This is a genomic window from Streptomyces sp. V4I8 (assembly GCF_041261225.1).
In the GTDB taxonomy this organism is placed as follows: Bacteria; Actinomycetota; Actinomycetes; order Streptomycetales; family Streptomycetaceae; genus Streptomyces.
Map to the genome: position 1 here is coordinate 5,624,086 of NZ_JBGCCN010000001.1, position 21,166 is coordinate 5,645,251.

The 21,166-nt window shown below is 71.5% G+C and carries 20 protein-coding genes and 2 pseudogenes; 12 read left to right on the plus strand and 10 right to left on the minus strand.

Annotated elements, in window-relative coordinates; all coding sequences use genetic code 11:
- Positions 1–69: 69 nt before the first annotated feature.
- Complete coding sequence (locus ABIE67_RS25605; RefSeq protein ID WP_370261693.1) at positions 70–1,674, minus strand: ABC transporter permease; 1,605 nt, start codon at positions 1,672–1,674, stop codon at positions 70–72.
- Entirely contained in the window at positions 1,671–2,594 is a 924-nt protein-coding gene (locus tag ABIE67_RS25610; protein ID WP_370261696.1) for an ATP-binding cassette domain-containing protein, read from the minus strand. Before ABIE67_RS25610 ends, ABIE67_RS25605 begins: the two co-directional genes overlap by 4 nt.
- 73 nt (positions 2,595–2,667) lie before the next feature.
- Between ABIE67_RS25610 and ABIE67_RS25615 the strand changes: the two genes are divergently transcribed.
- The gene (locus ABIE67_RS25615) at positions 2,668–3,165 is read left to right on the plus strand and encodes a GbsR/MarR family transcriptional regulator (RefSeq protein ID WP_370261702.1); all 498 of its coding nucleotides are present in this window, start codon (positions 2,668–2,670) and stop codon (positions 3,163–3,165) included.
- 114 nt (positions 3,166–3,279) lie between these two features.
- On the opposite strand, the gene ABIE67_RS25620 is transcribed toward ABIE67_RS25615, so the two are convergent.
- A complete protein-coding gene (locus ABIE67_RS25620) occupies positions 3,280–4,140 on the minus strand; it encodes a diacylglycerol kinase (RefSeq protein WP_370261704.1) in 861 nt (286 codons plus the stop codon).
- Positions 4,141–4,336: 196 nt separating this feature from the next.
- Here ABIE67_RS25620 and ABIE67_RS25625 point away from each other — a divergent pair, with 196 nt between their 5' ends.
- Positions 4,337–5,620: an adenylosuccinate synthase gene (locus ABIE67_RS25625; RefSeq protein WP_370261707.1), complete on the plus strand. Its 1,284-nt coding sequence runs from the start codon at positions 4,337–4,339 to the stop codon at positions 5,618–5,620.
- A gap of 137 nt (positions 5,621–5,757) precedes the next feature.
- Here the strand turns inward: ABIE67_RS25625 and ABIE67_RS25630 are convergent, their stop codons facing one another.
- The gene (locus ABIE67_RS25630) at positions 5,758–7,314 is read right to left on the minus strand and encodes a tetratricopeptide repeat protein (RefSeq protein WP_370261711.1); all 1,557 of its coding nucleotides are present in this window, start codon (positions 7,312–7,314) and stop codon (positions 5,758–5,760) included.
- 85 nt (positions 7,315–7,399) lie between these two features.
- On the opposite strand from ABIE67_RS25630, the gene ABIE67_RS25635 reads away from it, so the two are divergent.
- The 3 genes from ABIE67_RS25635 to ABIE67_RS25645 all read left to right on the plus strand — a co-directional run bounded on the left by ABIE67_RS25635 (position 7,400) and on the right by ABIE67_RS25645 (position 8,343).
- Positions 7,400–7,534: a hypothetical protein gene (locus ABIE67_RS25635; RefSeq protein ID WP_370261714.1), complete on the plus strand. Its 135-nt coding sequence runs from the start codon at positions 7,400–7,402 to the stop codon at positions 7,532–7,534.
- Positions 7,535–7,553: 19 nt separating this feature from the next.
- Positions 7,554–7,940 carry a hypothetical protein gene (locus tag ABIE67_RS25640; RefSeq protein WP_370261718.1) on the plus strand — a complete coding sequence of 129 codons (387 nt, stop codon included), beginning with the start codon at positions 7,554–7,556 and terminating at the stop codon, positions 7,938–7,940.
- Between the two features lie 106 nt (positions 7,941–8,046).
- Positions 8,047–8,343, plus strand: a complete 297-nt coding sequence (locus ABIE67_RS25645; protein ID WP_370261723.1) for a hypothetical protein — start codon at positions 8,047–8,049, stop codon at positions 8,341–8,343.
- Here the strand turns inward: ABIE67_RS25645 and ABIE67_RS25650 are convergent.
- The 4 genes and pseudogenes from ABIE67_RS25650 to ABIE67_RS25665 all read right to left on the minus strand — a co-directional run bounded on the left by ABIE67_RS25650 (position 8,336) and on the right by ABIE67_RS25665 (position 12,216).
- Positions 8,336–8,987, minus strand: a pseudogene (locus tag ABIE67_RS25650) (hypothetical protein). The gene ABIE67_RS25645 and the pseudogene ABIE67_RS25650 sit on opposite strands and share 8 nt — an antisense overlap.
- Positions 8,988–9,066: 79 nt before the next feature.
- Positions 9,067–9,878 (minus strand): annotated as a pseudogene (locus ABIE67_RS25655) (glycosyltransferase family 2 protein); the annotation flags it as partial.
- A 37-nt stretch (positions 9,879–9,915) separates the two neighbouring features.
- The gene (locus ABIE67_RS25660; RefSeq protein ID WP_370268918.1) at positions 9,916–10,617 is read right to left on the minus strand and encodes a GntR family transcriptional regulator; all 702 of its coding nucleotides are present in this window, start codon (positions 10,615–10,617) and stop codon (positions 9,916–9,918) included.
- A gap of 240 nt (positions 10,618–10,857) precedes the next feature.
- Positions 10,858–12,216 (minus strand): aspartate aminotransferase family protein, encoded by a 1,359-nt coding sequence (locus ABIE67_RS25665; protein WP_370261726.1) that lies wholly within the window; start codon positions 12,214–12,216, stop codon positions 10,858–10,860.
- A 182-nt stretch (positions 12,217–12,398) separates the two neighbouring features.
- Between ABIE67_RS25665 and ABIE67_RS25670 the strand changes: the two genes are divergently transcribed.
- From ABIE67_RS25670 to ABIE67_RS25685, 4 genes are all read left to right on the plus strand, one after another.
- Complete coding sequence (locus ABIE67_RS25670; RefSeq protein WP_370261728.1) at positions 12,399–13,052, plus strand: type 1 glutamine amidotransferase family protein; 654 nt, start codon at positions 12,399–12,401, stop codon at positions 13,050–13,052.
- Positions 13,049–13,507 carry a MarR family winged helix-turn-helix transcriptional regulator gene (locus tag ABIE67_RS25675; RefSeq protein WP_370261730.1) on the plus strand — a complete coding sequence of 153 codons (459 nt, stop codon included), beginning with the start codon at positions 13,049–13,051 and terminating at the stop codon, positions 13,505–13,507. The genes ABIE67_RS25670 and ABIE67_RS25675 overlap by 4 nt, the downstream gene beginning before the upstream one ends.
- An 89-nt stretch (positions 13,508–13,596) precedes the next feature.
- Entirely contained in the window at positions 13,597–15,669 is a 2,073-nt protein-coding gene (locus tag ABIE67_RS25680) for a serine/threonine-protein kinase (RefSeq protein ID WP_370261732.1), read from the plus strand.
- A 57-nt stretch (positions 15,670–15,726) separates the two neighbouring features.
- Positions 15,727–17,292 (plus strand): PstS family phosphate ABC transporter substrate-binding protein, encoded by a 1,566-nt coding sequence (locus tag ABIE67_RS25685; protein WP_370261734.1) that lies wholly within the window; start codon positions 15,727–15,729, stop codon positions 17,290–17,292.
- 42 nt (positions 17,293–17,334) lie between these two features.
- Here ABIE67_RS25685 and ABIE67_RS25690 read toward each other — a convergent pair whose 3' ends face one another.
- Positions 17,335–18,087: an SLATT domain-containing protein gene (locus tag ABIE67_RS25690; RefSeq protein ID WP_370261736.1), complete on the minus strand. Its 753-nt coding sequence runs from the start codon at positions 18,085–18,087 to the stop codon at positions 17,335–17,337.
- Positions 18,088–18,394: 307 nt separating this feature from the next.
- On the opposite strand from ABIE67_RS25690, the gene ABIE67_RS25695 reads away from it, so the two are divergent.
- From ABIE67_RS25695 to ABIE67_RS25705, 3 genes are all read left to right on the plus strand, one after another.
- Positions 18,395–18,739, plus strand: a complete 345-nt coding sequence (locus ABIE67_RS25695; RefSeq protein WP_048585591.1) for a YbaB/EbfC family nucleoid-associated protein — start codon at positions 18,395–18,397, stop codon at positions 18,737–18,739.
- Between the two features lie 102 nt (positions 18,740–18,841).
- Positions 18,842–19,441: a recombination mediator RecR gene (recR, locus tag ABIE67_RS25700; RefSeq protein ID WP_370261739.1), complete on the plus strand. Its 600-nt coding sequence runs from the start codon at positions 18,842–18,844 to the stop codon at positions 19,439–19,441.
- Positions 19,434–20,102: a DUF5063 domain-containing protein gene (locus ABIE67_RS25705; protein ID WP_370261742.1), complete on the plus strand. Its 669-nt coding sequence runs from the start codon at positions 19,434–19,436 to the stop codon at positions 20,100–20,102. Before recR ends, ABIE67_RS25705 begins: the two co-directional genes overlap by 8 nt.
- A gap of 97 nt (positions 20,103–20,199) precedes the next feature.
- Here the strand turns inward: ABIE67_RS25705 and ABIE67_RS25710 are convergent, their stop codons facing one another.
- Positions 20,200–21,036 (minus strand): PhzF family phenazine biosynthesis protein, encoded by an 837-nt coding sequence (locus ABIE67_RS25710; protein WP_370261745.1) that lies wholly within the window; start codon positions 21,034–21,036, stop codon positions 20,200–20,202.
- Between the last annotated feature and the right edge of the window lie 130 nt (positions 21,037–21,166).

The window sequence follows — 21,166 nt, forward strand, 5'->3', positions numbered from 1 at the left end:
GAGCCCTTCAAGGGATGGGACGGGTAGGGGGCGGGGCGAGTCACCCGCTCAGCCACCCCCACCGACCCGTCACGTCGTCACATCCCGCCGCCGCAAGCCCACCAGCCCCCCGACCGTCAGCACAGCCGCCACCCCCAGCAGCACCAGCACCGGGCCCCACTCCATCCCCCCACCCGGCAACTTCGGCAGATGCCCGAACGGGGACAGGTCCAGCACCACCCGCGGAGCATCGAGGGCGGGCCCGACCCAGCCGATCAGCAACACCGCCCCCGCCACCCCCCACGCCCCCATCGCCGCCCGCGGCGCCACCCCGTGGAGCAGGACCGCCAGCCCGCCCACGACCCACACGGCCGGCAGCTGGACCAGGCAGGCGCCCAGGATCGGGCCCACCTCCTGGCCGTAACCGACGGCGAAGCCCAGCCCGGCCAGCAGCATGATCAGGGCGGCACCGGCGAAGGCGATCACCAGGTGGCCCGCGGCCCAGCGCAGCCGCCCCACCGCGTTCGCGAGGATCGGTTCCGCGCGCATGGAGGTCTCCTCGCCGTGCAGCCGCAGGACCGACGCCACCACGTACAAGGCGGCGATCAGGCCCAGCATCCCCACCATCGACGCCAGGAACGCGTCCGTGATCCCGGACTGTCCGCCCATCCGCTCGAAGATCTCCCGGGCGTCGTCGTTGTCCCCGACCAGGTCGGCCACCCCGTCGGTCAGCCCGCCGTAGACGACCCCGGTGAGGAAGAAGCCGATGCTCCAGCCGAGTACGCTGCCGCGCTGGAGCCGCCAGGCCAGCGCGCCCGCCGTGCCGAGGCGGCCGAGCGCCGGGCCCGGACGGGCGGGCAGGAAGCTCATGCCGACGTCCCGGCGCCCGGCGAGTTCGTACGCCACCACGCCCTGCACCAAGGCGGCCGCCACGAACAGCAGCAGCACCCACCACCGTTCGCCCGCGAAGGCCCGCAGGTTCTCCAGCCACCCGAGCGGCGACACCCAGGTCAGCGCCGAGGAACCGTCATCGCTCGCCGAATCGCCCGCCGCGCGCAGCACGAACGCGGCGCCCACCAGCCCCGCCGTCAGCCCCCGCGCCAGCCGGGCGCTCTCCGTGAACTGGGCGACGATCGCCGCCAGCGTGGCGAAGACCATGCCGACGCCGGCGATGCCGAGCCCGAGGGCCAGTGCCCCGGAGGTGCCTTGGCCCGCGAGGCCGACGGTGACCAGCAGCGCCAGTACGGCATTCGCGACCGCCGCCGTCAGCAGTGCCGCCGTCAGGGAGGCCCTGCGGCCGACCATCCCGGACGCCACCAGCTCCTGGCGCCCGCTCTCCTCCTCGTCCCGGGTGTGCCGTACGACGAGGAGCATGCTCAGCACGGCCGCGAGCGCGCCCGCGTACACGCCGACCCGCCAGGCCGTCAGGGCGCCGATCGAGTCGTCGAAGACCGGGCCGATCAGGGCGCGGAAGGAGGCGTTGGCCGCCGTGTTCCGGACCAGGTCGGCGCGTTCGGCGGGGGTGGCGTAGAGGTTCTCCAGGGTGTTCGGCATGGAGAGGATCATCAGCGCGTTCACCGCCACCCAGACCGGGATCATCACCCGGTCGCGGCGCAGGGCGAAGCGCAACAGGGTCGCGGTGCCCGCCAGTTGGCGTGAGCCTTTCGGGCGTACCTCGAAGGCCGTGGCAGTCATCGGGCAGCCACCTCGCTCACGTCGGCCTGGTAGTGCCGCAGGAACAGCTCCTCCAGGGTCGGCGGCGTCGAGGTCAGTGACCGTACGCCGGACTCGCTGAGCGAGCGCAGTACGGCGTCGAGTCTGTCGGTGTCGACCTGGAGACGGACGCGGCGGCCCTGACCCCCCTCGATTGACTGAATGACGAGGTCGTGGACCCCAGGAAGGTGCGACAACCCGTCGGGCGGGCCCGCGAGTTCGGCCGTGACGCTCGTCCGGGTGAGGTGGCGCAGGTCGGCGAGCGAACCGCTCTCGACCGTGCGGCCCCTGCGGATGATGCTGACCCGGTCGCAGAGCTCCTCGACCTCGCTGAGGATGTGGGAGGAAAGGAGGATCGTGCGGCCCCGGTCGCGCTCCTCCTCGACGCAGCGCTGGAAGACCTCCTCCATCAGCGGGTCCAGGCCGGAGGTCGGTTCGTCGAGGATCAGCAGGTCGACGTCGGAGGCGAACGCGGCGACGAGGGCGACCTTCTGGCGGTTGCCCTTGGAGTACGTGCGGCCCTTCTTGGTGGGGTCCAGTTCGAAGCGCTCGATCAGCTCGGCGCGGCGCTGTGTGTCGAGGCCCCCGCGCAGGCGGCCGTACAGGTCGATGACCTCGCCACCGGACAGGTTCCGCCACAGCGTCACGTCCCCCGGCACATAGGCGATACGGCGGTGCACGTCCACCGCGTCCGTCCAGGGGTCGCGTCCGAGGACCTGCGCGCCGCCCGAGTCGGCGCGCAGCAGGCCGAGCAGGACGCGGATGGTGGTGGACTTTCCGGCGCCGTTGGGGCCGAGGAAACCGTGGACCTCGCCGGTCTCGACGTCCAGGTCGAGGCCGTCGAGCGCGTGTGTCCTGCCGAACGACTTGTGCAGTCCGGAGACCGTGATTGCCTTCGTCATGTTTCAGAACGTACGCTTCTTTCAGAAATTTGTGAAGTTAAGGAAGCGTATGAAGTCCGCATAGAGTGAGGGCATGACGGAATCAGCCGGAGCCGGCCGGGACGCGGAGTCCGTGTCGAAATTCGTGGAGGCCTTCGCGGCGCAGCTCGTCGAGGCCGGGATGCAGCGCATGGCCGCCCGCGTCTTCGCCGCGCTGCTCGCCTCCGACGAAGGTGTGCTGACCTCCGCCGAACTGAGCGAACAGCTCCGGATCAGCCCCGCGGCGGTCTCCGGAGCGGTGCGCTACCTGGCCCAGACGCACATGGTGTCGCGCGAGCGGGAGCCCGGTTCGCGCCGGGAGCGCTACCGGGTGCACGGCGAGCAGTGGTACGAGGCCCTGACCAACCGCGAAGCCGTCCTCAAGCGGTGGGAGGCGGCTCTGCGCGAGGGCGTCAACAGCCTCGGCGGGGACACCCCGGCAGGGCGCCGCCTGGCCGAGACCCTCGCCTTCTTCGAGTTCGTCGAGGGTGAGGTCGCGGCCATGATGGAGCGGTGGCGGGCGCACCGGGAGCAGACGTTCGGGCAGGGCTGACCGTCGAGTCCACGCGGCACCACGACGAGCGTTCAGCACGACCGGCAACCGAAGTGCGGTCCACGTGTTCTGGACGCCCGCCGGCCCCTGAAGAGGACGACGGGGCCTGACCGCTCACCCCGCCGCCGGCACCGTGAGCCCCCAAGCCCCCTCCCGGACCACCCACGTCCGCGTCCGCACCGGCCCCGACACCTCCGTGTCCGCCCGGTACCGGAAATGCGCCCCCGACACGGTCACGGTCCGCCCCGCGGCCAGCAGTGGCGTGGCCTCGGCGCCCACCGAGAGCGGGCGTACCTCCACCTCGGCCGCCCCGTCGGCGCCCGGCGCGACCGACACCGCCTCCACCGGCTGGTCGAGGTCCACCAGGGTCGTCCCGTCGACCTCGACGCGCAGCCGGGACGGGCCGGACGCGGCCGGGGAGGAGCCCCGGGCCGGCACCAGCGTCCGTACGAGCGACTGGCAGGTCCGCAACCAGGGCCGCCCCGCACCCGCCCCCACCGCGGTGGCCCCGTCCGGCGCGGCGGGGTCCCGTATCGGCGGGATCCGCAGCCCGCCCAGCACCACGCCGTCGCTGTCGTCCACGAGCAGGTCCAGGCGCCGCTCCACGCCGTCCAGTACGGCCCGGGCCGCCGCCACCGCCCCCGTCGGCACCCCGAGGGATCCGGCCAGCGACAGCGCACCGCCGACGGGCACCACCGACAGCACGCATTCGGCCAGCTCCCGCTGCCGGTGCAGCAGGGTCACCGCACGGATCAGCGCCCGGTCGTCACCGATGACCACGGGCCGCCGCGACCCCCTGCGGGTCAGCGCGCGGGCGAACTCGTCCGGATCGTCCGGCAGACACACCTTCGTCGCCGCACCCGCGCTGAGCACGTCTTTCGCGATCCTGACGGACTCCCCGTCCGTCCGCCGGGCAGCCGGATCGATCACCACCAGCAGCTGATCGGACATCGCGAAAGTCGCCACCTCGGCCATGCCTCGCTTCCTCGGGTAGCATCTTTGTGCAAGAGCCCCTTGCGCTATTGCGCCAGGGGCTTCGTCTATTCCGGGGCCATCCGGTCCGACGGTTCACGGCCAACGACGGTCGCGACCTGTCGTGGTGTACACGGCCAAGACCCTCCGTGTACACCCCTGACCTTGGACATGCCCCGCCCGGAAGGGGTGTACGCGCGTGCCCGCACTTGTGCTGCTCGGTGCTCAGTGGGGTGACGAAGGCAAGGGAAAGGCGACGGACCTGCTAGGCGGATCCGTCGACTATGTGGTGCGCTACCAAGGCGGCAACAACGCCGGCCACACGGTAGTCGTGGGTGATCAGAAGTACGCCCTCCACCTGCTCCCTTCCGGAATCCTGTCCCCGGGGTGCACCCCGGTCATCGGCAACGGTGTCGTCGTCGACCCGTCGGTCCTGTTCTCCGAGCTGAACGGGCTGAACGAGCGCGGCGTCGACACGTCCAAGCTCCTGATCAGCGGTAACGCTCACATCATCACGCCGTACAACGTGACGGTGGACAAGGTGACGGAACGCTTCCTCGGGAAGCGGAAGATCGGGACGACCGGCCGCGGCATCGGGCCGACCTACGCGGACAAGATCAACCGTGTCGGCATCCGGGTCCAGGACCTCTACGACGAGTCAATCCTGACCCAGAAGGTCGAGGCGGCCCTCGACGCCAAGAACCAGATCCTCACCAAGCTCTACAACCGGCGCGCGATCGCCGTCGACCAGGTGGTCGAGGAGCTGCTGGGCTACGCCGACAAGCTCCAGCCGTACGTCGCCGACACGGTCCTGGTCCTCAACCAGGCCCTGGAGGCCGACAAGGTCGTCCTCTTCGAGGGCGGCCAGGGCACGCTCCTCGACATCGATCACGGCACGTACCCCTTCGTCACCTCCTCCAACCCGACCGCGGGCGGTGCCTGCACCGGCGCCGGAGTCGGCCCGACGAAGATCAGCCGCGTCATCGGCATCCTCAAGGCGTACACCACCCGCGTCGGCTCGGGTCCCTTCCCGACCGAGCTCTTCGACGAGGACGGCGAGGCGCTGCGCCGCATCGGCGGCGAGCGGGGTGTGACGACCGGCCGTGACCGCCGCTGCGGCTGGTTCGACGCGGTGATCGCCCGGTACGCGACCCGCGTGAACGGCCTGACCGACTTCTTCCTCACCAAGCTGGACGTCCTGACCGGCTGGGAGCAGATCCCGGTCTGCGTGGCGTACGAGATCGACGGCAAGCGCGTCGAGGAGCTCCCGTACTCCCAGAGCGACTTCCACCACGCGAAGCCGGTCTACGAGATGCTGCCGGGCTGGAGCGAGGACATCAGCAAGGCCAAGTCCTTCTCCGACCTCCCGAAGAACGCCCAGGCGTACGTCAAGGCGCTGGAGGAGATGTCCGGCGCGCCGATCTCCGCGATCGGCGTGGGTCCGGGCCGGGACGAGACGATCGAGATCAACTCGTTCCTGTAGGACATTCCCGCAGGGCATTCCCGCAGGGCATTCCCGCAGGACATTCCTGCGGGGCGGGTGAGAGGTGATGTGCCGCGAGCCGGGGGACCGGTCTCGCGGCACATGTCCTTCGTTCGCCGTTCCCGGTCGCCGGGCCCTTACCGGCGGCACCGCGCCTTCGACGCCAGGGTCTGCGGGTGGTTCTCGCCCAGCACCCGTCGGCGGCGCTGCCAGACGTCCTCGTCCAGGGCCTTCGCGGCCTGGGTCTCGCCCAGTTCGTCGAGGGTGAAGGCGAGGTTCGCGGTCTCTTGCAGGGTCTCGGGATGGTCCTCGCCCAGGGTGCGCCGGTAGCGCGCGACCGAGTCCTCCTGGAGTGCCCGCGCCTCCTCGAACTCCCGGGCCCGGAAATGGCTGATGGCGAGGTTGCCGGCCGCGCGCAGGGTGACGGGGTGGTCGTCGCCGAGCGACTGCCTGTTCAACCCCAGGGTGTCCCGCATCAGCTCCCGTGCCCGTTCGTACTCGCCGAGCGACTGGAGGCTCGCGGCCAGGTTGCCGGCGACGTTCCGGGTGTCGGCGTGCGATTCGCCCAGCGTCCTGCCGAGCCGGGGGAGGGTGTCCTCCCACAGGGCGCGGGCCTCCTGGTGCTTCCCTGAGCCGAAGACGCATCCGGCGAGCCTGTTGGCCATGGCCAGGGTGTCGCGGTGGTCCTCGCCCAGGTCGGCGGCCCACCGGCGGTGGGCCGGGCGCGCGACGGTCGCCCCGACCTGATGCTGGCCCGACAGATAGAAGTAGCGCACGACCCGTACGAGAAGGTCACGGATCCGCTCGGACTCGTGGCCGGTGAAGTCCGGTCGGCCGAGAAGCATCCGCACCTGGGTGGCGAGCGCGCGGTAGTCGTCCCAGGAGGCCGGGTCGTCCGGATCGGTCACCCGCATGCCGGCGTCCAGGTCCAGCACCGCACGGTAGAGGTCGTCGGAAGGGGCCGGCTGCGCAGGCGGCTCGATCGCCGGGACCGGTTGCGCTTCGAAGCGGAGTGCCGGGCAGTCGGGTTCATGGCCCGCCCAGCCGCAGCCCGAGTTGAGCGGGGACGGAGTGCGGTCCTCGGAGTAGAGCGCGGCCACGGGATACGCCTCGAACGGCTTGCCGTTGTCGTCGATGACGACGGTTCCCTCGTATTCCGCGCACTCCCAGTCGAGTTCGATCCGCCAGCGGACCTCGTCGTTGCGCACGACGGCCTCGAAGTGGAACTCCTCCACGTCCGTGGCGCTGATGGAGAACGGGAAGTCCGCCCCCTGCGCGTGCAGTCGTGGCGGGTCGGCGTCCAGCTCGGTCTTGAAGTACCGGGGCACGATCGCGCGGCCGATCCGGGGCTGGAGACAGGCCGGCCGGGGAGGCCGGCGGGACTCCACGACGACCCTGGCGGCGCGCAGGATCACCGCCCGTGTCGTGGGCCGGGCCTGGAGCGTGACGATGTAGAGCGTGCCGCTGGGTGCCATGGGCCGTGGCGGGTCGGCGTCCACCACCAGGTCCGCCAAGGTCGAACCGGGCCCCCGCCGCACCCGCACGATGACCGGGTTCCGGAGATCGCTCGAGTCGTCGCGCGTGCCCTGGTGGAAGTGCACGTCACCGCGGATGCTGCCCGCCATGACGACATCGCCGTAGTACCCGTCACAGATCTGGTTGCGTACTTGCATGGGCTGGACGTCGTCGTCCATGGCATCCCCCGTCCCTCATGAACCGCTGAGTGCTCCTCGGCCCAGCGTATGCAGTAACTTCCCTGGGAAACCAGGGACTTGAGAAGTGCGGTGGGGCGAGGAGCACGCGTTCCTGTTGTGGGTGCGGGTCACGGTGCCCGACGATGACGCGGAACTGGCACAGAAGGGCGTGAACGACGTCCACGCCCAGAGTGCCCGCTACGAGACCACACCGAAGTGAAGTGATGGGAGAGCCCCTCGTGGACCAGATCGCACCTGAACTGCTCATGGCCCTCGCCGGGGGCACCGCGGGCGCCGCCGGCCAGCAGGTCTGGGCCTCGCTGCGGGACCTTGTCAGGCGCCGGCCGGCCGGGCAGGGCCCGAGTGGCGAGGACGAGTTGGCCGGCCTCGACACGGCGGCGGACGACGCGGAACGGGCCAGGGAACTCGCCGGGGTGCTGGCGGAACGGGCCCGGCAGGACCCCGCCTTCGCCCAGGCCCTCGAATCCTGGCGCCGCCGGGCCGAGGAGTGGCACGACGCCCGGACCGGCGCGGGCGATGTGCGCAACGAGATCAGCGGAGGCACGTTCCAGGGCCCGGTCGTCATGGCGCGGGACATCAACGGGCCCCTCACCTTCGGCGGCTAGCGGTCCCCTGGCGGCCGGCGGTCCTCCTGATGGAGCTGTGAACGGGCGAAGTGCGCGCGGCGCCCCTAGCGTGAGGGCGCAGGGGGCGATCGAAAGGGTGACTGCCATGCGCGTGCTGCTCAAGGCCAATCTCGACACGGAGAAGGGGAACGACGCCATCCGTGATGGCAAGCTGCCTCAGGTGATCCAGGAGCTCATGGAGAAGATCAAGCCTGAGGCGGCCTACTTCACCACCGAGAGCGGGCTTCGCACGATGTTCCTCTTCTTCGACCTGAAGGAGCCCTCCCAGATGCCGGCGATCGCCGAACCGCTGTTCTTCGAGCTGGGAGCCAAGGTCGACTACACGCCGGTGATGAACGCCGAGGACGTGCAGAAGGGCCTGGCCCAGCTGAAGATCAGCTGAACACGATCATCGAGCCCTGCGCCAGGCTCCGCGTCGCCGCCGCGTGCAGTCCCAGCCACACATGCCGTTCACGGGCGAAGGGGCTCGGGTCGTAGGGGGCGGGGACGGCCGGCTCCTCCAGGGCGGTGGGGGCGAGCGGAGCCTGGGGGGCCGCCGGGGGGGTTGGCCGGGTCGATGCCGATGACCGGGGCCACGAGTTCCAGCTCGCGCAGGAGCGCCTGGGAGGAGCCCAACGGGCCGCCGCCCGCCAGGAGCTCGTCGCTGGAGAGCGGGCTCGGGAAGTCGACGGGGACGTAGGCGCCCGCGTGGTCGTAGTGCCAGACCAGGTGCGACTGCTTGGCCGTGGTCTCGAACATCTCCAGGAGCTGTTCGTAGTCGCCGCCCAGATCGTCGACCGGGGTCACCGGCAGACCGCAGACCTGGAGCAGATACGCGCGGCGCAGGAAGTGCAGCGCGTCGTAGTCGAAGCCCGCGACCGGGGCGACGTCGCCGGACAGGCCCGGCATGTACTGGTACACCGGAACCGGCGGCAGCCCGGCCTCGGCGAGCACCTTGTTGTATTGCGCGAGTTCCTCGGCGAAGGGGTTGTCGGGGGTGTGGCACAACACGTCGACAAGCGGTACCAGCCACAGGTCACAGGCCAAAAGAGGGCTCCTCGCATAGCACGTCGGTCAGGGCAGGGTAATCGGTGCGGCTCGGGGGCGTACCCCCTCGGTACGGACCTCAGCCAAGTCCCCGCTCGTGCAGGTCCCATACCCACACTCCGTCCACCCACCTCCCCGGGCCGCCCACCAGCTTCCGCACGGTCTCCCGCAGGGCGCCGTCGTTCGGCTGCGGAGCCAGCACCAGGACGCCCGCCTTCCAGTACGCCAGGTCCACCCGGGCCTGCTCCCGCCAGGACTCGTTGACCGGCGGGACCTCGCCCGAGTCGCGTACGTCCCGCAGCAGGTTGGAGGTGAAGCGGGGCTCGGCGCCGTAGATGCCGACCCGTTCGTCGCCGTAGGGCCCGTTGAAGTAGCCGCCGGGGAGCTTGAAGCCGAGGTCGGCCTCGATCTGCCAGTGCAGCGCCTCCGCGTCGCCCGGATCCGGCAGCGGCACCGGCACGAGCGACTCGCCCTCGCGGACGTACGACGCCCAGGTCCCGTCCGCGATGAAGGCGGGCACCTCGACGCGGTCGACGGCCTTGAGCGGGGCGGGTACGAGGGGGAGCAGGGCGAGGCCGACGCCCAGCAGGCCGGCGTGGCGCGTCCGCGGCGACTGGGCCGTCAGCAGCCCGCGCACAGGCGCAGGGCGCGGTCGATGATCAGCGGGATCATGAAGAGGACGACGAAGTTCGGGTGCGCGTGCGCGTGGCTGACCATGGGCGGTGCGAAGGCGGCCAGGGACGCGCCGAGGAACGCCGCGATCCGGCCCCGTACGACGTGCTTGACGATCAGCTGGTACCAGGCGGCCGCGGTGGCGGCGAGGCCCAGCGTCATGACCAGGCTGAGGCTGACCGCGGGCCCGGCGAGCAGGGTGAGGGGGGTGAGGGGGACGGGACCTCAAGGGTCTCCGCCGGCTCCCGCTCGTGGCTCACCCGCCCGCCAGGCGCTCGATCAGGGCGAGCGAGTCCGCGTCGTGTTCGGCGATGATCGCGCGGGCCGCGAGCAGGTCGCGGCGCATCAGGGCGTCGACCAGGTCGGTGTGCCGGCACCACAGATGGCCGCGCAGATCGTCGAGGTGGCGCAGATGCTGGACCGCGCAGACCCAGGACTGCACCCGCAGCCGGTGCAGGAAGTCGGAGAGGTAGGCGTTGCCGAAGAGGGCGCCGAGCTCACGCCAGAAGCGCAGGTCGTAGCCGATGAGCACGGTGAGGTCGCCCGCCGTGGCGGCGCGCTGGGCCTCCTCGGCGCGGCGGCGCACCCCGACGACGGCGTCGTGGACTCGGGGGTCGTCCGGGTCCCGGTGGCGGGCCGTGTCGTCGGCCAGGACCTGGAACATGCCGGTGGTGACCAGGCCGCGGGCCTCGATGATGCCGCGGTAGTCCGCCACGGAGTACTCGTGCACGCGGAAGCCGCGGTGCTGGTCGGCTTCGAGGAGTCCCTGTGCGGAGAGGTCGACGAGCGCTTCGCGGACGGGGGTCGCGGACACCCCGTACTGCTCGGCGATCTCCTTGACGGTGAACTCCCGGCCTGCCTGGAGCCGCCCGGCCAGCACCTCGTCGCGCAGCGCGTCCGCGATCTGCTGCCGCAGGGTGCTCCGCGTCACGGAGCCGTTGCCGCCGGTGCCGGGCATGGTCGGGGCGTCTCCCGTCGTCGCGATGAGGTGGCGTGCCTGTGTCTGTGCGTACACGTATATGTCTACGAGCACGCCACCTTACGCGTTCGGGTTCCGGGGGATGTTTCCGCGACGGCCAAGATCTTTTCGCCCCCGCCGCCCCTGCCCGTCCCAGCCCTGGGGGCCCCGCCCCCAGACCCCCGCTTCGGCCCTGAAGGGGCCTCGTCCTCAAACGCCGGACGGGCTGAGAACCAGCCTCTACGGTGCCGTGTACTCGTCCGCCACGGCCAGCGCGGCGTCCAGCACGGCCAGGCCCTCCTTCAGCTCGGCCTCGGTCGCGTTGCACGGCGGTACTACATGGGTGCGGTTCATGTTGATGAACGGCCAGACGCCCCCCGCCTTCGCGGCGGAGCCGAACGCCGCCATGGGAGCGTTCGCATCGCCCGCCGCGTTGTACGGCACCAGCGGCTCACGGGTCTCCCGGTTCCTCACCAGCTCGACCGCCCAGAACATGCCGACGCCCCGCACCTCACCGACGCAAGGGTGCCGCTCGGCCAGCTCACGCAGCCCCGGCCCGACCACGTCCGCGCCCAGTCGTGCGGCGTTCTCGACGACGCCCTCCTCGGCCATGACGTTGATCGTCGCGACGGCGGCCGCGCAGGCCAGCGGATGGCCCGAGTACGTCAGACCGCCCGGGTAGGGCCGCTTCGCGAACGATTCCGCGACGGCGCCCGAGATGGCCACACCGCCCAGCGGCACATACCCGGAGTTCACGCCCTTCGCGAAGGTCAGCAGGTCGGGGGTGACGTCGTACAGATCCGCCGCGAACCACTCACCGGCCCGCCCGAACCCCGCCATGACCTCGTCCAGGATGAAGACGATCCCGTACTTGTCGCAGATCTCGCGCACGCCGGCCAGATAGCCGGGCGGCGGCAGCATGATCCCCGCCGTCCCCGGAATCGTCTCGAGGATGATCGCGGCGACGGTCGAGGGCCCTTCGAAGGCGATCGTCGTCTCCAGATGCTCCAGGGCCCGCGCGCACTCCTGCTCCTCGGTCTCGGCGTAGAAGCGGGAGCGGTAGAGGAAGGGCGCCCAGAAGTGCACGACACCGGCCGCGGCGCTGTCTGAGGCCCAGCGGCGCGGGTCCCCGGTGATGTTCACGGCCTGCTGGGTGCCGCCGTGATACGACCGGTACGCCGCCAGCACCTTCGGGCGGCCCGTGTGCAGCCGGGCCATCCGCACCGCGTGCTCCACGGCGTCCGCGCCGCCGTTGGTGAAGAAGATCTTGTCCAGGTCACCCGGCGTCCGCTCGGCGATCAGCCGCGCCGCCTCCGACCGGGCCTCGATGGCGAAGGCGGGCGCGAAGGTGGTCAGGTGTGCGGCCTGCTCCTGTATCGCGGCGACGACCTTCGGGTGCTGGTAGCCGATGTTGGTGTAGACGAGTCCGCTGGTGAAGTCGAGGTAGCGCCTGCCGTCGTAGTCCCAGAAGTACGACCCCTCCGCGCCGGCGACGGCGAGCGGGTCGATGAGCTCCTGTGCGGACCAGGAGTGAAACACGTGCGCACGGTCCGCGGCCTTCACGGCGGCGCCGGCCTCGGGATCTGGCTGAGGGGTCATGTGGCCGAGCGTAGGAGCGCGCGGTGTGGGCGAGGTATCGGCGTCATGTCTGTGGTCGGGAGGTTTCCGCGACAGGTTGTCGACAGAGGCGGCGTGGGGAGGGAGGGGCACACATGAAAGCCATTGACAGCAAGCTGTCTTGATGACAGTATATTGTCATCTTCGAGGTCCCAGGAGGAGCCATGAGCGGCACCACTGCCACTGCCACCGGCACCGTTGGCACCACCGCAAGCATCCGCAAGCCCGTCTACCTCGCCGTCTACGACACCCTCGCCGACTGGGAGCCCGGCCACGCCACCGCACAGCTGGCCCGGGCCGGGTACGAGATCCGCACCGTCGGCCCGACCCGCGAGCCCGTCACCACCGTCGGCGGCCTGCGCATCCAGCCCGACCTGGCCCTGGACGACGTACGACCGTCCGACGCCTCCCTGCTGATCCTCCCGGGGGCCGACCTCTGGGACGCCGGCGACGACCTCGCCCCCTTCGCCCGCAAGGCGCGGGAGTTCCTCGACGCCGGCGTGCCCGTCGCCGCGATCTGCGGGGCCACGGCCGGACTGGCCCGCGAAGGGCTGCTCGACGACCGCACCCACACCAGCGCGGTCTCCTTCTACCTGGCCGCGACCGGCTACGGCGGCGGCGAGCGGTATGCCGAGGCCGACGCCGTCACCGACGGCGGGCTCGTCACCGCCGGTCCCACCGAACCCGTCGCCTTCGCCCGGGAGATCCTGCGGCTCCTGCACGTGTACGACGACGAGGCCGTCGACGCCTGGTACCGCCTGTTCCACGACTCCGACGCCGAGGCGTACGCCGTACTCGAGAAGGCCGGTGCGCTGTGAGCCAGGAGCGACAGGCTCTGCTCAGCCGCAGCGCGCTCGGTGTCTTCCGGCTCAACGGCCAGTTCCTCGCGGTCGCCGAGGAGTTGGCCAAGCCCGCCGGGCTCACGGCGGCCTGGTGGCAGATGCTCGGGGCAGTCCTCGGCGAACCCCTCCCCGTCTCCGGCATCGCCCGCGCCATGGGCATCACCCGGCAGAGCGTGCAGCGCATCGCCGACCTGCTGGTGGACAAGGGCCTCGCCGAGTACCGGCCCAACCCGGCCCACCGCCGCGCCAAGCTCCTCGCCCCCACGCGGGAGGGCCTGGCGGCGATCTCCCGCATCGACCCCGGCCACGCGGCCTTCGCGGACCGGCTGGCGGAGGCCTACGGGGAGGCGGAACTCGCCGAGGCCGTACGCGTCCTGGAACGGATGTCGAAGGTGCTCGACGGGATCGCCGCACCTGTTACGGAACCGTAGACGCCGACCCGCTCACCTCCCCATATGCCGCACTATCGTGGGGCCGTGGCGCAGGCGGGGGCCTGCGTGAGCGGGGTTGGGGGCGTGCGATGGAGAAGCTGGGATCGGGTGATCCGCAGCAGATCGGGGCGTATCGGCTGCTGGCGCGGCTGGGGGCGGGCGGCATGGGGGACGTCTATCTCGCCCGCTCCGAGCGCGGCCGTACCGTCGCCGTGAAACTCGTACGGCGGGAGCTGGCCGCGCAGGAGGAGTTCCGCGCCCGGTTCCGGCAGGAGGTGCAGGCGGCGCGGCAGGTCGGCGGGTTCTGGACCGCGCCGGTGCTCGACGCGGACACCGAGGCCGAGGTGCCCTGGGTCGCCACCGGGTATGTCGCCGGGCCCAGCCTGCAGCAGGTCGTCGGGCGTGACCACGGGGCGTTGCCCGAGCGGTCGGTACGGATCCTGGCGGCGGGCCTCGCGCACGCGCTCAAGGACATCCATGCCGCGGGGATCGTGCACCGGGATCTGAAACCGTCCAATGTGCTGGTCACCATCGACGGCCCGCGCGTCATCGACTTCGGGATCGCCCGTGCGCTGGAGACCGTGGGCGAGAGCGGGCTCACGCGCACCGGCGCGCTGGTCGGATCGCCGGGGTTCATGGCGCCCGAGCAGGTGCGCGGGGACCGGATCACGCCCGCGTGCGACGTGTTCTGCCTGGGCTCGGTGCTCGCGTACGCCGCGACCGGCAAGCTGCCCTTCGGCTCCGTCGACAGCGGCGCGCACGCCTTGATGTTCCGGATCGCCCAGGAGGAGCCCGATCTGGAGGGCGTGCCCGAGGGGATCGCCGACCTCGTGCGGGACTGCCTTCGGAAGGACCCCGGCGCCCGGCCGACGATGGACCGGATCCTGGAGCGCACGGGCGCCGAGGACACCGTCTCCGGCGGCCGGTCCCGGGACCCGTGGCTGCCGAGCGCGCTGGTGGCGCAGTTGGGGCGGCATGCGGTGCGGTTGCTGGACACGGAGGATCCGGTGGGTCCGGTGGGGCCGAACGGTTCGGTGGGTCCGGCCGGTTCGATGGGGCCGGCCGGTCCGGCAGAGGCCGGGGGTGCGGCGACCCCAGTGCGCGACGGCGGCCCGGGGGCGGCGGGCTCCGGTGCCCACGGTTCACCTGGTTCATCCGGCCCCGGGCATCCGGGTTCGCCCGGTTCCGGCGGTGCACCTGGTTCCGCCGAGCCGACCCCCGCGGCCTCTCCCGAGCACGCTCCGGCCGCCGCGGCGACGCCGCCGGACCAACTCCCCACCGTGGCCGCGGCCCAGAGCGGTCCGACCCCACCGCCGCCGGGCCCGGGCACCCCTCCGGGCGGCCCCTTCGGAGAGGCCGCCGCCCCCGGCGGAACCCCGGCCCACCCGGCGTACGGCTCCCCGCAACAGCACCCGCAGCCTTCGCAGCACCCGCAGCAGCCGGGGTACGGCTATCCCCCCGCCGACCCGAACCCGCCCTACGGCCCCGCCCCCGCGTACGGCCCGAATCCGCCGTACGGCCCCACCCCGCCCTACGGCCCACCCGGGCCGTATCTCCCCGCGCCCCCGCCCGAAGCCCCCCACCGCAGCGGACGTTCGACGGTGGTGCTCGTCCTCGTCGCGCTGGTCGTCGCGCTCGCCGCCGGTGGTTCGGTGTACGCCCTCATGAACGGCGGCGGGGACGACAGCGCGGGCGGCGGTCCGACGGGCGGTCCCAACACCGCGACCCACTCCCCGACCGAGCCCACGACCTCCGGTCCGACCGACCCGGCCACCTCCCCGAGCCCGACGGACACCGCACCCGCGGACGGCGCGGTCCCGACCCGGTACCTGGGCACCTGGACGGCCTCGATCGACAACGCCACCGGCGAGAACTCACGCCGGCTGACCATCCGGCAGGGCGAGGTGGGCGACAAGGTGCTCTCCCTCGTCGCCGACGGTCCCGCCGGCAGCGGCACCTACCACTGCGAGTTCGAGGCGACGCTCACCGAAGCACCCGACGGGGACGGGCCGTTGGCGATCGGCCCCTCCACGGTCACGTCCGGCGAGCCCGCCACCTCCTGCTCCCCCGGCGAGGCCACCGAGATCACGCTGCTGCCGGACGGCAGGCTGGAGCGGGTGAACACGAGCAGCGGGGAGAAGCTGACGTACACCAGACAGTAACCCCAAGTATCCGTACACGTACGGCTGTTGAGGTCGCGCAAGCCTACTGTGACCCCGGTGGAGTGGCTGAGCACAGAGAACATCGTGGCCATCGGTACGGCGGTGCTCGGTGTCGTCGCGTCGGGCGTCATGGTCTGGTACGAGCGGCGCGTGCCGCGCAGGAAGCGCATCGGCTATCGCGTCCAGATGGACAACCCGATAGGTGACGACGTGCGTTCGGGCCGGGCCAACGTCCGGCTCGGTCTCTTCGACGCGGACATGGACGACGCGACCCTCGTGCTGCTGCGCGTCGAGAACGACGGCTCGCAGAGCATCGACCGCGACGACTACACCGGCCCCGAACCCCATGGCCTCACCGCGGTGTTCACCGACCGCACCATCCGGGGTGTCTCGGTCACCCAGCCGACCGACATCGACCATCTGATGGACCACTTCACCGCGCAACGCGGCTTCGGCTACGAGGGCAACCGGCTGCGCATCCCGCGCGTCCCGCTCAACCCCGGCGACCACTACAAACTGCTGGTGATGCTCTCCGGCGGCGACGTGGGCGCGGAGATCCGGCTGCGCGGCGGCCTCCGGGACGGCGAGGTGCACCCCAACCGCAGTGCGACACCGGACGACATGCCGCCGGTGTTCAGCCTCCCCGCCAGGATCTTCACCGGACTGCTCACCCTCTCCGTCCTCGCGCTCGCGGGCATCGTCGTCTTCCGGGACGGCAATCCGATCGAGTGTGAGACGGGCGAGGTGACGGCGATCGGCTCGACCGCCTTCGAGCCGGTGATCGAGACGCTGGCGAAGAGTTACGAGCGCAAGTGCGCGGGCGCCGAGATCCACGTCGAGACGCGCGGCAGCGAGGCCGGCGTCGCCGAGCTCGCCGCCCTGGCCGACCGGTCGAAGCCGAGCGCGCGGAACGTGATCGCGTTCTCCGACGGCCCGCTGGGCGACCGCCTCGGACTGAAGGGGAAGAAGGTCGCGCTGTCCGTCTTCACGCTGGTCGTCAACGACGGGCTCGACCTCGGGCCGGACGGCCTGTCGGTGCGGCAGGTGCGGGACATCTACCAGGGCCGGTACAAGCGCTGGGGCGAGGTGCTCCCCACTGGCACCACCGACAAGGCGACCGCCGACCTGCCCATCGTCCTCGTCAGCCGCAGCGACAGTTCGGGGACGCGGCAGGTCTTCCAGGACCGCGTGCTGGGGGAGTGGGAGCAGGCCCAGAGCACCTCCCTGGACTGCCGGCCGCCCCGGGGCACCGTCACCGCCGTGACCCGGTGCGAACTCGCCGGCACGAACGACGTCCTGGACAAGGTCGCCGAGCAGCCCGGCGCCCTCGGCTACAGCGAGCTGAGCGTCGCCGCCGGGCACAAGGGCCTACGCACGGTCCCCCTCGACGGCGACCGCGCCGACGTCGACGAGATCGAACGCGGCGCCGGCACCTACCCGTACCGCGACATCGAGTACGCCTACACCTACGGCACCCCCTCCGACGACTCCCTCACCGCCGGCTTCCTCGCCTACCTGGACAAGGAGAGCAGCCGCCAGGTGATCCGCACCCGGGGCCAGCTGCCGTGCGGTACGCCGGTGGGCCTGAGGCTGTGCGTGGACCTCAGCCCCTCCGGCGTTTGAGGAGCGGGGGTCCCATCCCCCTGGCGGGGGCGGAAGAAGCCCTCACCGAGGCTCCGGCGGCCGCTGCCGAGGCATGTTGGGCCGCGTCCCGTTCGCCGGTGGCACGCCGAACCGCCCCTGCCCCGCCCCCACGTCCTGCCGAGTCCCCCCGGCCATCGCCGACTGGATCCCCAGCGGCGCGGACCCCGTCCGGAACTCCACCATCCAGTCCGCCGTCTCCGCCCGCACCAGCTCGCTCACATCCTCCGAGAACCGCCGCAGCACCCCCAGACACCGCTCGGCCGCCTCGCTCGCCGTCCCCTCGGCCGGCCCCAGCACCTCCCGCACACTCTCCGTCGCCCAGTCGAACTGCAGCATCTGCAGCCGCCGCTGCACCGCCTGAGCCGTGGCGACGTCCCTTATCCACCCCGACGTCACCCCGAAGAACCGGTCGACCGCCATACACGCCACCGCCAGCAGCAGCGCCAGATACCCCCACGGCGCCACCCCGCTCGCGACCCCCGTCAGATCCAGCAGCGGCAGCGCGGCCCCGACGACCGCCCCCGCCGCCGCACCGCCCCGCAGCGCCCGTGCCCCCCGCCGCTTCCACACCCGGTCCGCGAGATACCACGCCGCCGTGTCCAGCGCCCCGCGCTCCACCCACCGGTACAGCTCGTGCAGCCGTACCGCGGGCTCTCCCCAGTCCCCGAGCGGAAACGCCCGCCCCGTCAGATCGCCCGGCCGTGGTCCGGCCGTCCCCTCACCACCCCGCCTGTCCCGCGGCGACCTGTCGGGCTGCATCTCCGGCTGAACCACCCGGCACTCCCTACTGATCACGGTGCGTGACCTCGCGTACGAGGCGGGTACGACCCCCGCGGCGCACGGAACGTCATGCAACACCTGAGGCTGACGCGCCGGACCCTTCCTACCGCCCAATGGGTGTCGAAGAGATGCCTTTCGCCTCTTTTCCGCCCAGAAGAGGGTCTTGATCAGGTATAGGACTCCAGTTCTTCTCACTCGAAAGAGTGCTGGGGCGACGGCTGCCCGGACCACGTAGGCTCGTGCTGAACGGGAAACCCAGCGGAAACCCCGTACAGACCCCGTAATAAGCAAGGAGCTGATCGTGATCCCCGGTGGTGGCCAGCCCAACATGCAGCAGCTGCTCCAGCAGGCCCAGAAGATGCAGCAGGACCTGGCGAGGGCGCAGGAGGAACTGGCTCAGACGGAGGTCGAAGGCCAGGCGGGCGGCGGCCTGGTGAAGGCCACCGTGACGGGCTCCGGCGAACTCAGGGCGCTCAAGATCGACCCGAAGGCGGTGGACCCCGAGGACACCGAGACCCTCGCCGACCTGGTCATCGCGGCCGTACAGGCGGCCAACGAGAACGCGCAGACGCTCCAGCAGCAGAAGCTGGGCCCGCTGGCCCAGGGCCTGGGCGGCGGCAGCGGCATCCCGGGCCTGCCCTTCTGACGTCACGGACGTTTCAGGTGTTCCCCGGCGTGCCTTTCTAAGACGGGCCGCCGCCAACTACCGTACGTACCGTAAGGAACCCCCAGGAAGGACGGCAGTCCGTTGTACGAAGGCGTGGTCCAGGACCTCATCGACGAGCTGGGACGGCTGCCCGGCGTCGGTCCCAAGAGCGCGCAGCGGATCGCTTTCCACATCCTGCAGGCGGAACCCACGGACGTACGGCGTCTCGCCCAGGCCCTGATGGAGGTCAAGGCGAAGGTCCGCTTCTGCGCGACGTGCGGCAATGTGGCGCAGGAGGACCTGTGCAGCATCTGCCGGGACACGCGCCGCGACCCGGCGGTCATCTGCGTGGTCGAGGAGCCGAAGGACGTCGTGGCGATCGAGCGGACCCGCGAGTTCCGCGGCCGTTACCACGTCCTCGGCGGCGCGATCAGCCCGATCGAGGGTGTCGGACCGGACGACCTGCGGATACGAGAACTTCTCGCGCGGTTGGCCGACGGGACGGTCACGGAGCTGATCCTGGCCACCGACCCGAATCTCGAGGGCGAGGCCACGGCCACGTACCTCGCACGCATGATCAAGCCCATGGGCCTGAAGGTCACCCGCCTGGCCAGCGGCCTCCCGGTGGGTGGGGACCTGGAATACGCGGACGAGGTCACCCTCGGCCGCGCCTTCGAGGGGAGACGACTCCTAGATGTCTGACGCCACGCTGCACGCGACCGAGCCGGACCCGGACGACTTCGCGGTCCAGATCTCGGACCAGATCGAGAGCTTCCTGGTCGCCGTCACGGAGGTCGCGAAGGGCGACGAGCCGGGCTCGACCGTGCCCTTCCTCCTCCTGGAGGTCTCCCAACTCCTCCTGGCCGGCGGCCGCTTGGGCGCCCACGAGGACATCCTCCCCGACGAGCGCTACGAGCCCGACCTGGGCCCGGAGCCCGACGTCGACGAACTCCGCGAGAACCTCGCCCGCCTGCTGGACCCGGTGGACGTCTACTCCGAGGTCTTCGACCCCTACGAGCCCCGCAAGGCCCCCGTCCCGGCCCGGATCTCCGACGACCTGGCCGACGTCATCACCGACCTCCGCCACGGCATGGCCCACTACCGCGCGGGCCGCACCACGGAGGCCCTGTGGTGGTGGCAGTTCTCCTACTTCTCCAACTGGGGCACGACCGCCTCGGCGACCCTGCGCGCCCTGCACTCGATCCTGGCCCACATCCGTCTGAACCAGCCCCTGGAGGAGCTGGACGGTCTGGACACGGACCAGGGCGTGATGGGCGACGAGACCCTCGAGTTCGAGGCCGGGAGGGTCATGGAGCAGGAGATCGGGGGGCCGCTGGGGATGCGGCCCGCCCAGCGGCAGTAGCCCGGGTCCGTCAGTCCGTTCCGTCAGTCCGTTACGCCGGCCCGGTTACGCCGGCCCGGTTACGCCGGCCCGGTTACGCCGGCCCGGTTACGCCGGCTCAGATCCGTACGGCCGTGCCGGTCACCCCGATGCCCGTGCCCGCCTCAGCCGGCACCGTCACCGTGATCGTGCTCGGCCTGCCCATCTCCGCGCCCTGATGGATCGTCAGGGTGGCTGGCGGGGCGACGAGTTCGAGCTCGCGCAGATAGCCGCCGAACGCGGCCGCCGCCGCACCCGTGGCCGGGTCCTCGACCACGCCGCCGGGCGGGAACGGGTTGCGGGCGTGGAAGACCGTGGCGGACTCCCGCCGGACCAGGTCGACGGTGGTCCAGTCCTCGCGGGCCATGAGGTCGGCGAGCGCGGCCATGTCGTAGTCCAGTTCGGCCAGCCGCTCCCGGCTCGCGGTGGCGATGACCGGGTGCCAGGCCCCGGCGAACGCCACACGCGGCGGCAGCTGCGGGTCGAGGTCCTCGGCGGACCAGCCCAGGATCGCCAGCAGTTCGGCCAGTTGGGCCTCGCCGATCGGCGTCGTACGCGGCGCCACGCTCACCAGGGTCGCCACCACGGCGCCGTCCGCCGTCCGGTCGGTCGTCACGGTGACCGGACCCGCCTGGGTACGCAGCGACAGGCGGCCGGTGCCGTGCCGTTCCGCGTAGGCGACGGCCGTGGCGATCGTCGCGTGGCCGCAGAACGGCACCTCGGCCAGCGGGCTGAAGTACCGCACGTCCAGCGTGCCGTCGGCGGACGGCACCACGAACGCCGACTCCGAGTAGCCGACGTCGGCGGCCGTCGCCAGCATCGCCTTGTCGTCGACCCCGGTGGCGTCGAGCACCACACCCGCCGGGTTGCCTCCCGCGGGATCGCTGCTGAAAGCCACGTATCGCAGAATCTCCATCCGGGGACCGTAGCCGTGCGGGGGGACGCGGGGCCAGGGATTACCCGGGGAGGCGCCGGGGGCGGGAGGGGAACGTGACGCGCGTTACAGGAAAAGGCTGCTGAAGTGGCGTAATACAGCGGCCCCTCGG

Coding starts and splice junctions, on each gene's coding strand:
- ABIE67_RS25605 (WP_370261693.1), bottom strand. CDS start 1,674: ATGACTGCCACGGCCTTCGAGGTACGCCCGAAAGGCTCACGCCAACTG.
- ABIE67_RS25610 (WP_370261696.1), bottom strand. CDS start 2,594: ATGACGAAGGCAATCACGGTCTCCGGACTGCACAAGTCGTTCGGCAGG.
- ABIE67_RS25615 (WP_370261702.1), top strand. CDS start 2,668: ATGACGGAATCAGCCGGAGCCGGCCGGGACGCGGAGTCCGTGTCGAAA.
- ABIE67_RS25620 (WP_370261704.1), bottom strand. CDS start 4,140: ATGGCCGAGGTGGCGACTTTCGCGATGTCCGATCAGCTGCTGGTGGTG.
- ABIE67_RS25630 (WP_370261711.1), bottom strand. CDS start 7,314: ATGGACGACGACGTCCAGCCCATGCAAGTACGCAACCAGATCTGTGAC.
- ABIE67_RS25645 (WP_370261723.1), top strand. CDS start 8,047: ATGCGCGTGCTGCTCAAGGCCAATCTCGACACGGAGAAGGGGAACGAC.
- ABIE67_RS25660 (WP_370268918.1), bottom strand. CDS start 10,617: ATGCCCGGCACCGGCGGCAACGGCTCCGTGACGCGGAGCACCCTGCGG.
- ABIE67_RS25665 (WP_370261726.1), bottom strand. CDS start 12,216: ATGACCCCTCAGCCAGATCCCGAGGCCGGCGCCGCCGTGAAGGCCGCG.
- ABIE67_RS25670 (WP_370261728.1), top strand. CDS start 12,399: ATGAGCGGCACCACTGCCACTGCCACCGGCACCGTTGGCACCACCGCA.
- ABIE67_RS25680 (WP_370261732.1), top strand. CDS start 13,597: ATGGAGAAGCTGGGATCGGGTGATCCGCAGCAGATCGGGGCGTATCGG.
- ABIE67_RS25705 (WP_370261742.1), top strand. CDS start 19,434: ATGTCTGACGCCACGCTGCACGCGACCGAGCCGGACCCGGACGACTTC.
- ABIE67_RS25710 (WP_370261745.1), bottom strand. CDS start 21,036: ATGGAGATTCTGCGATACGTGGCTTTCAGCAGCGATCCCGCGGGAGGC.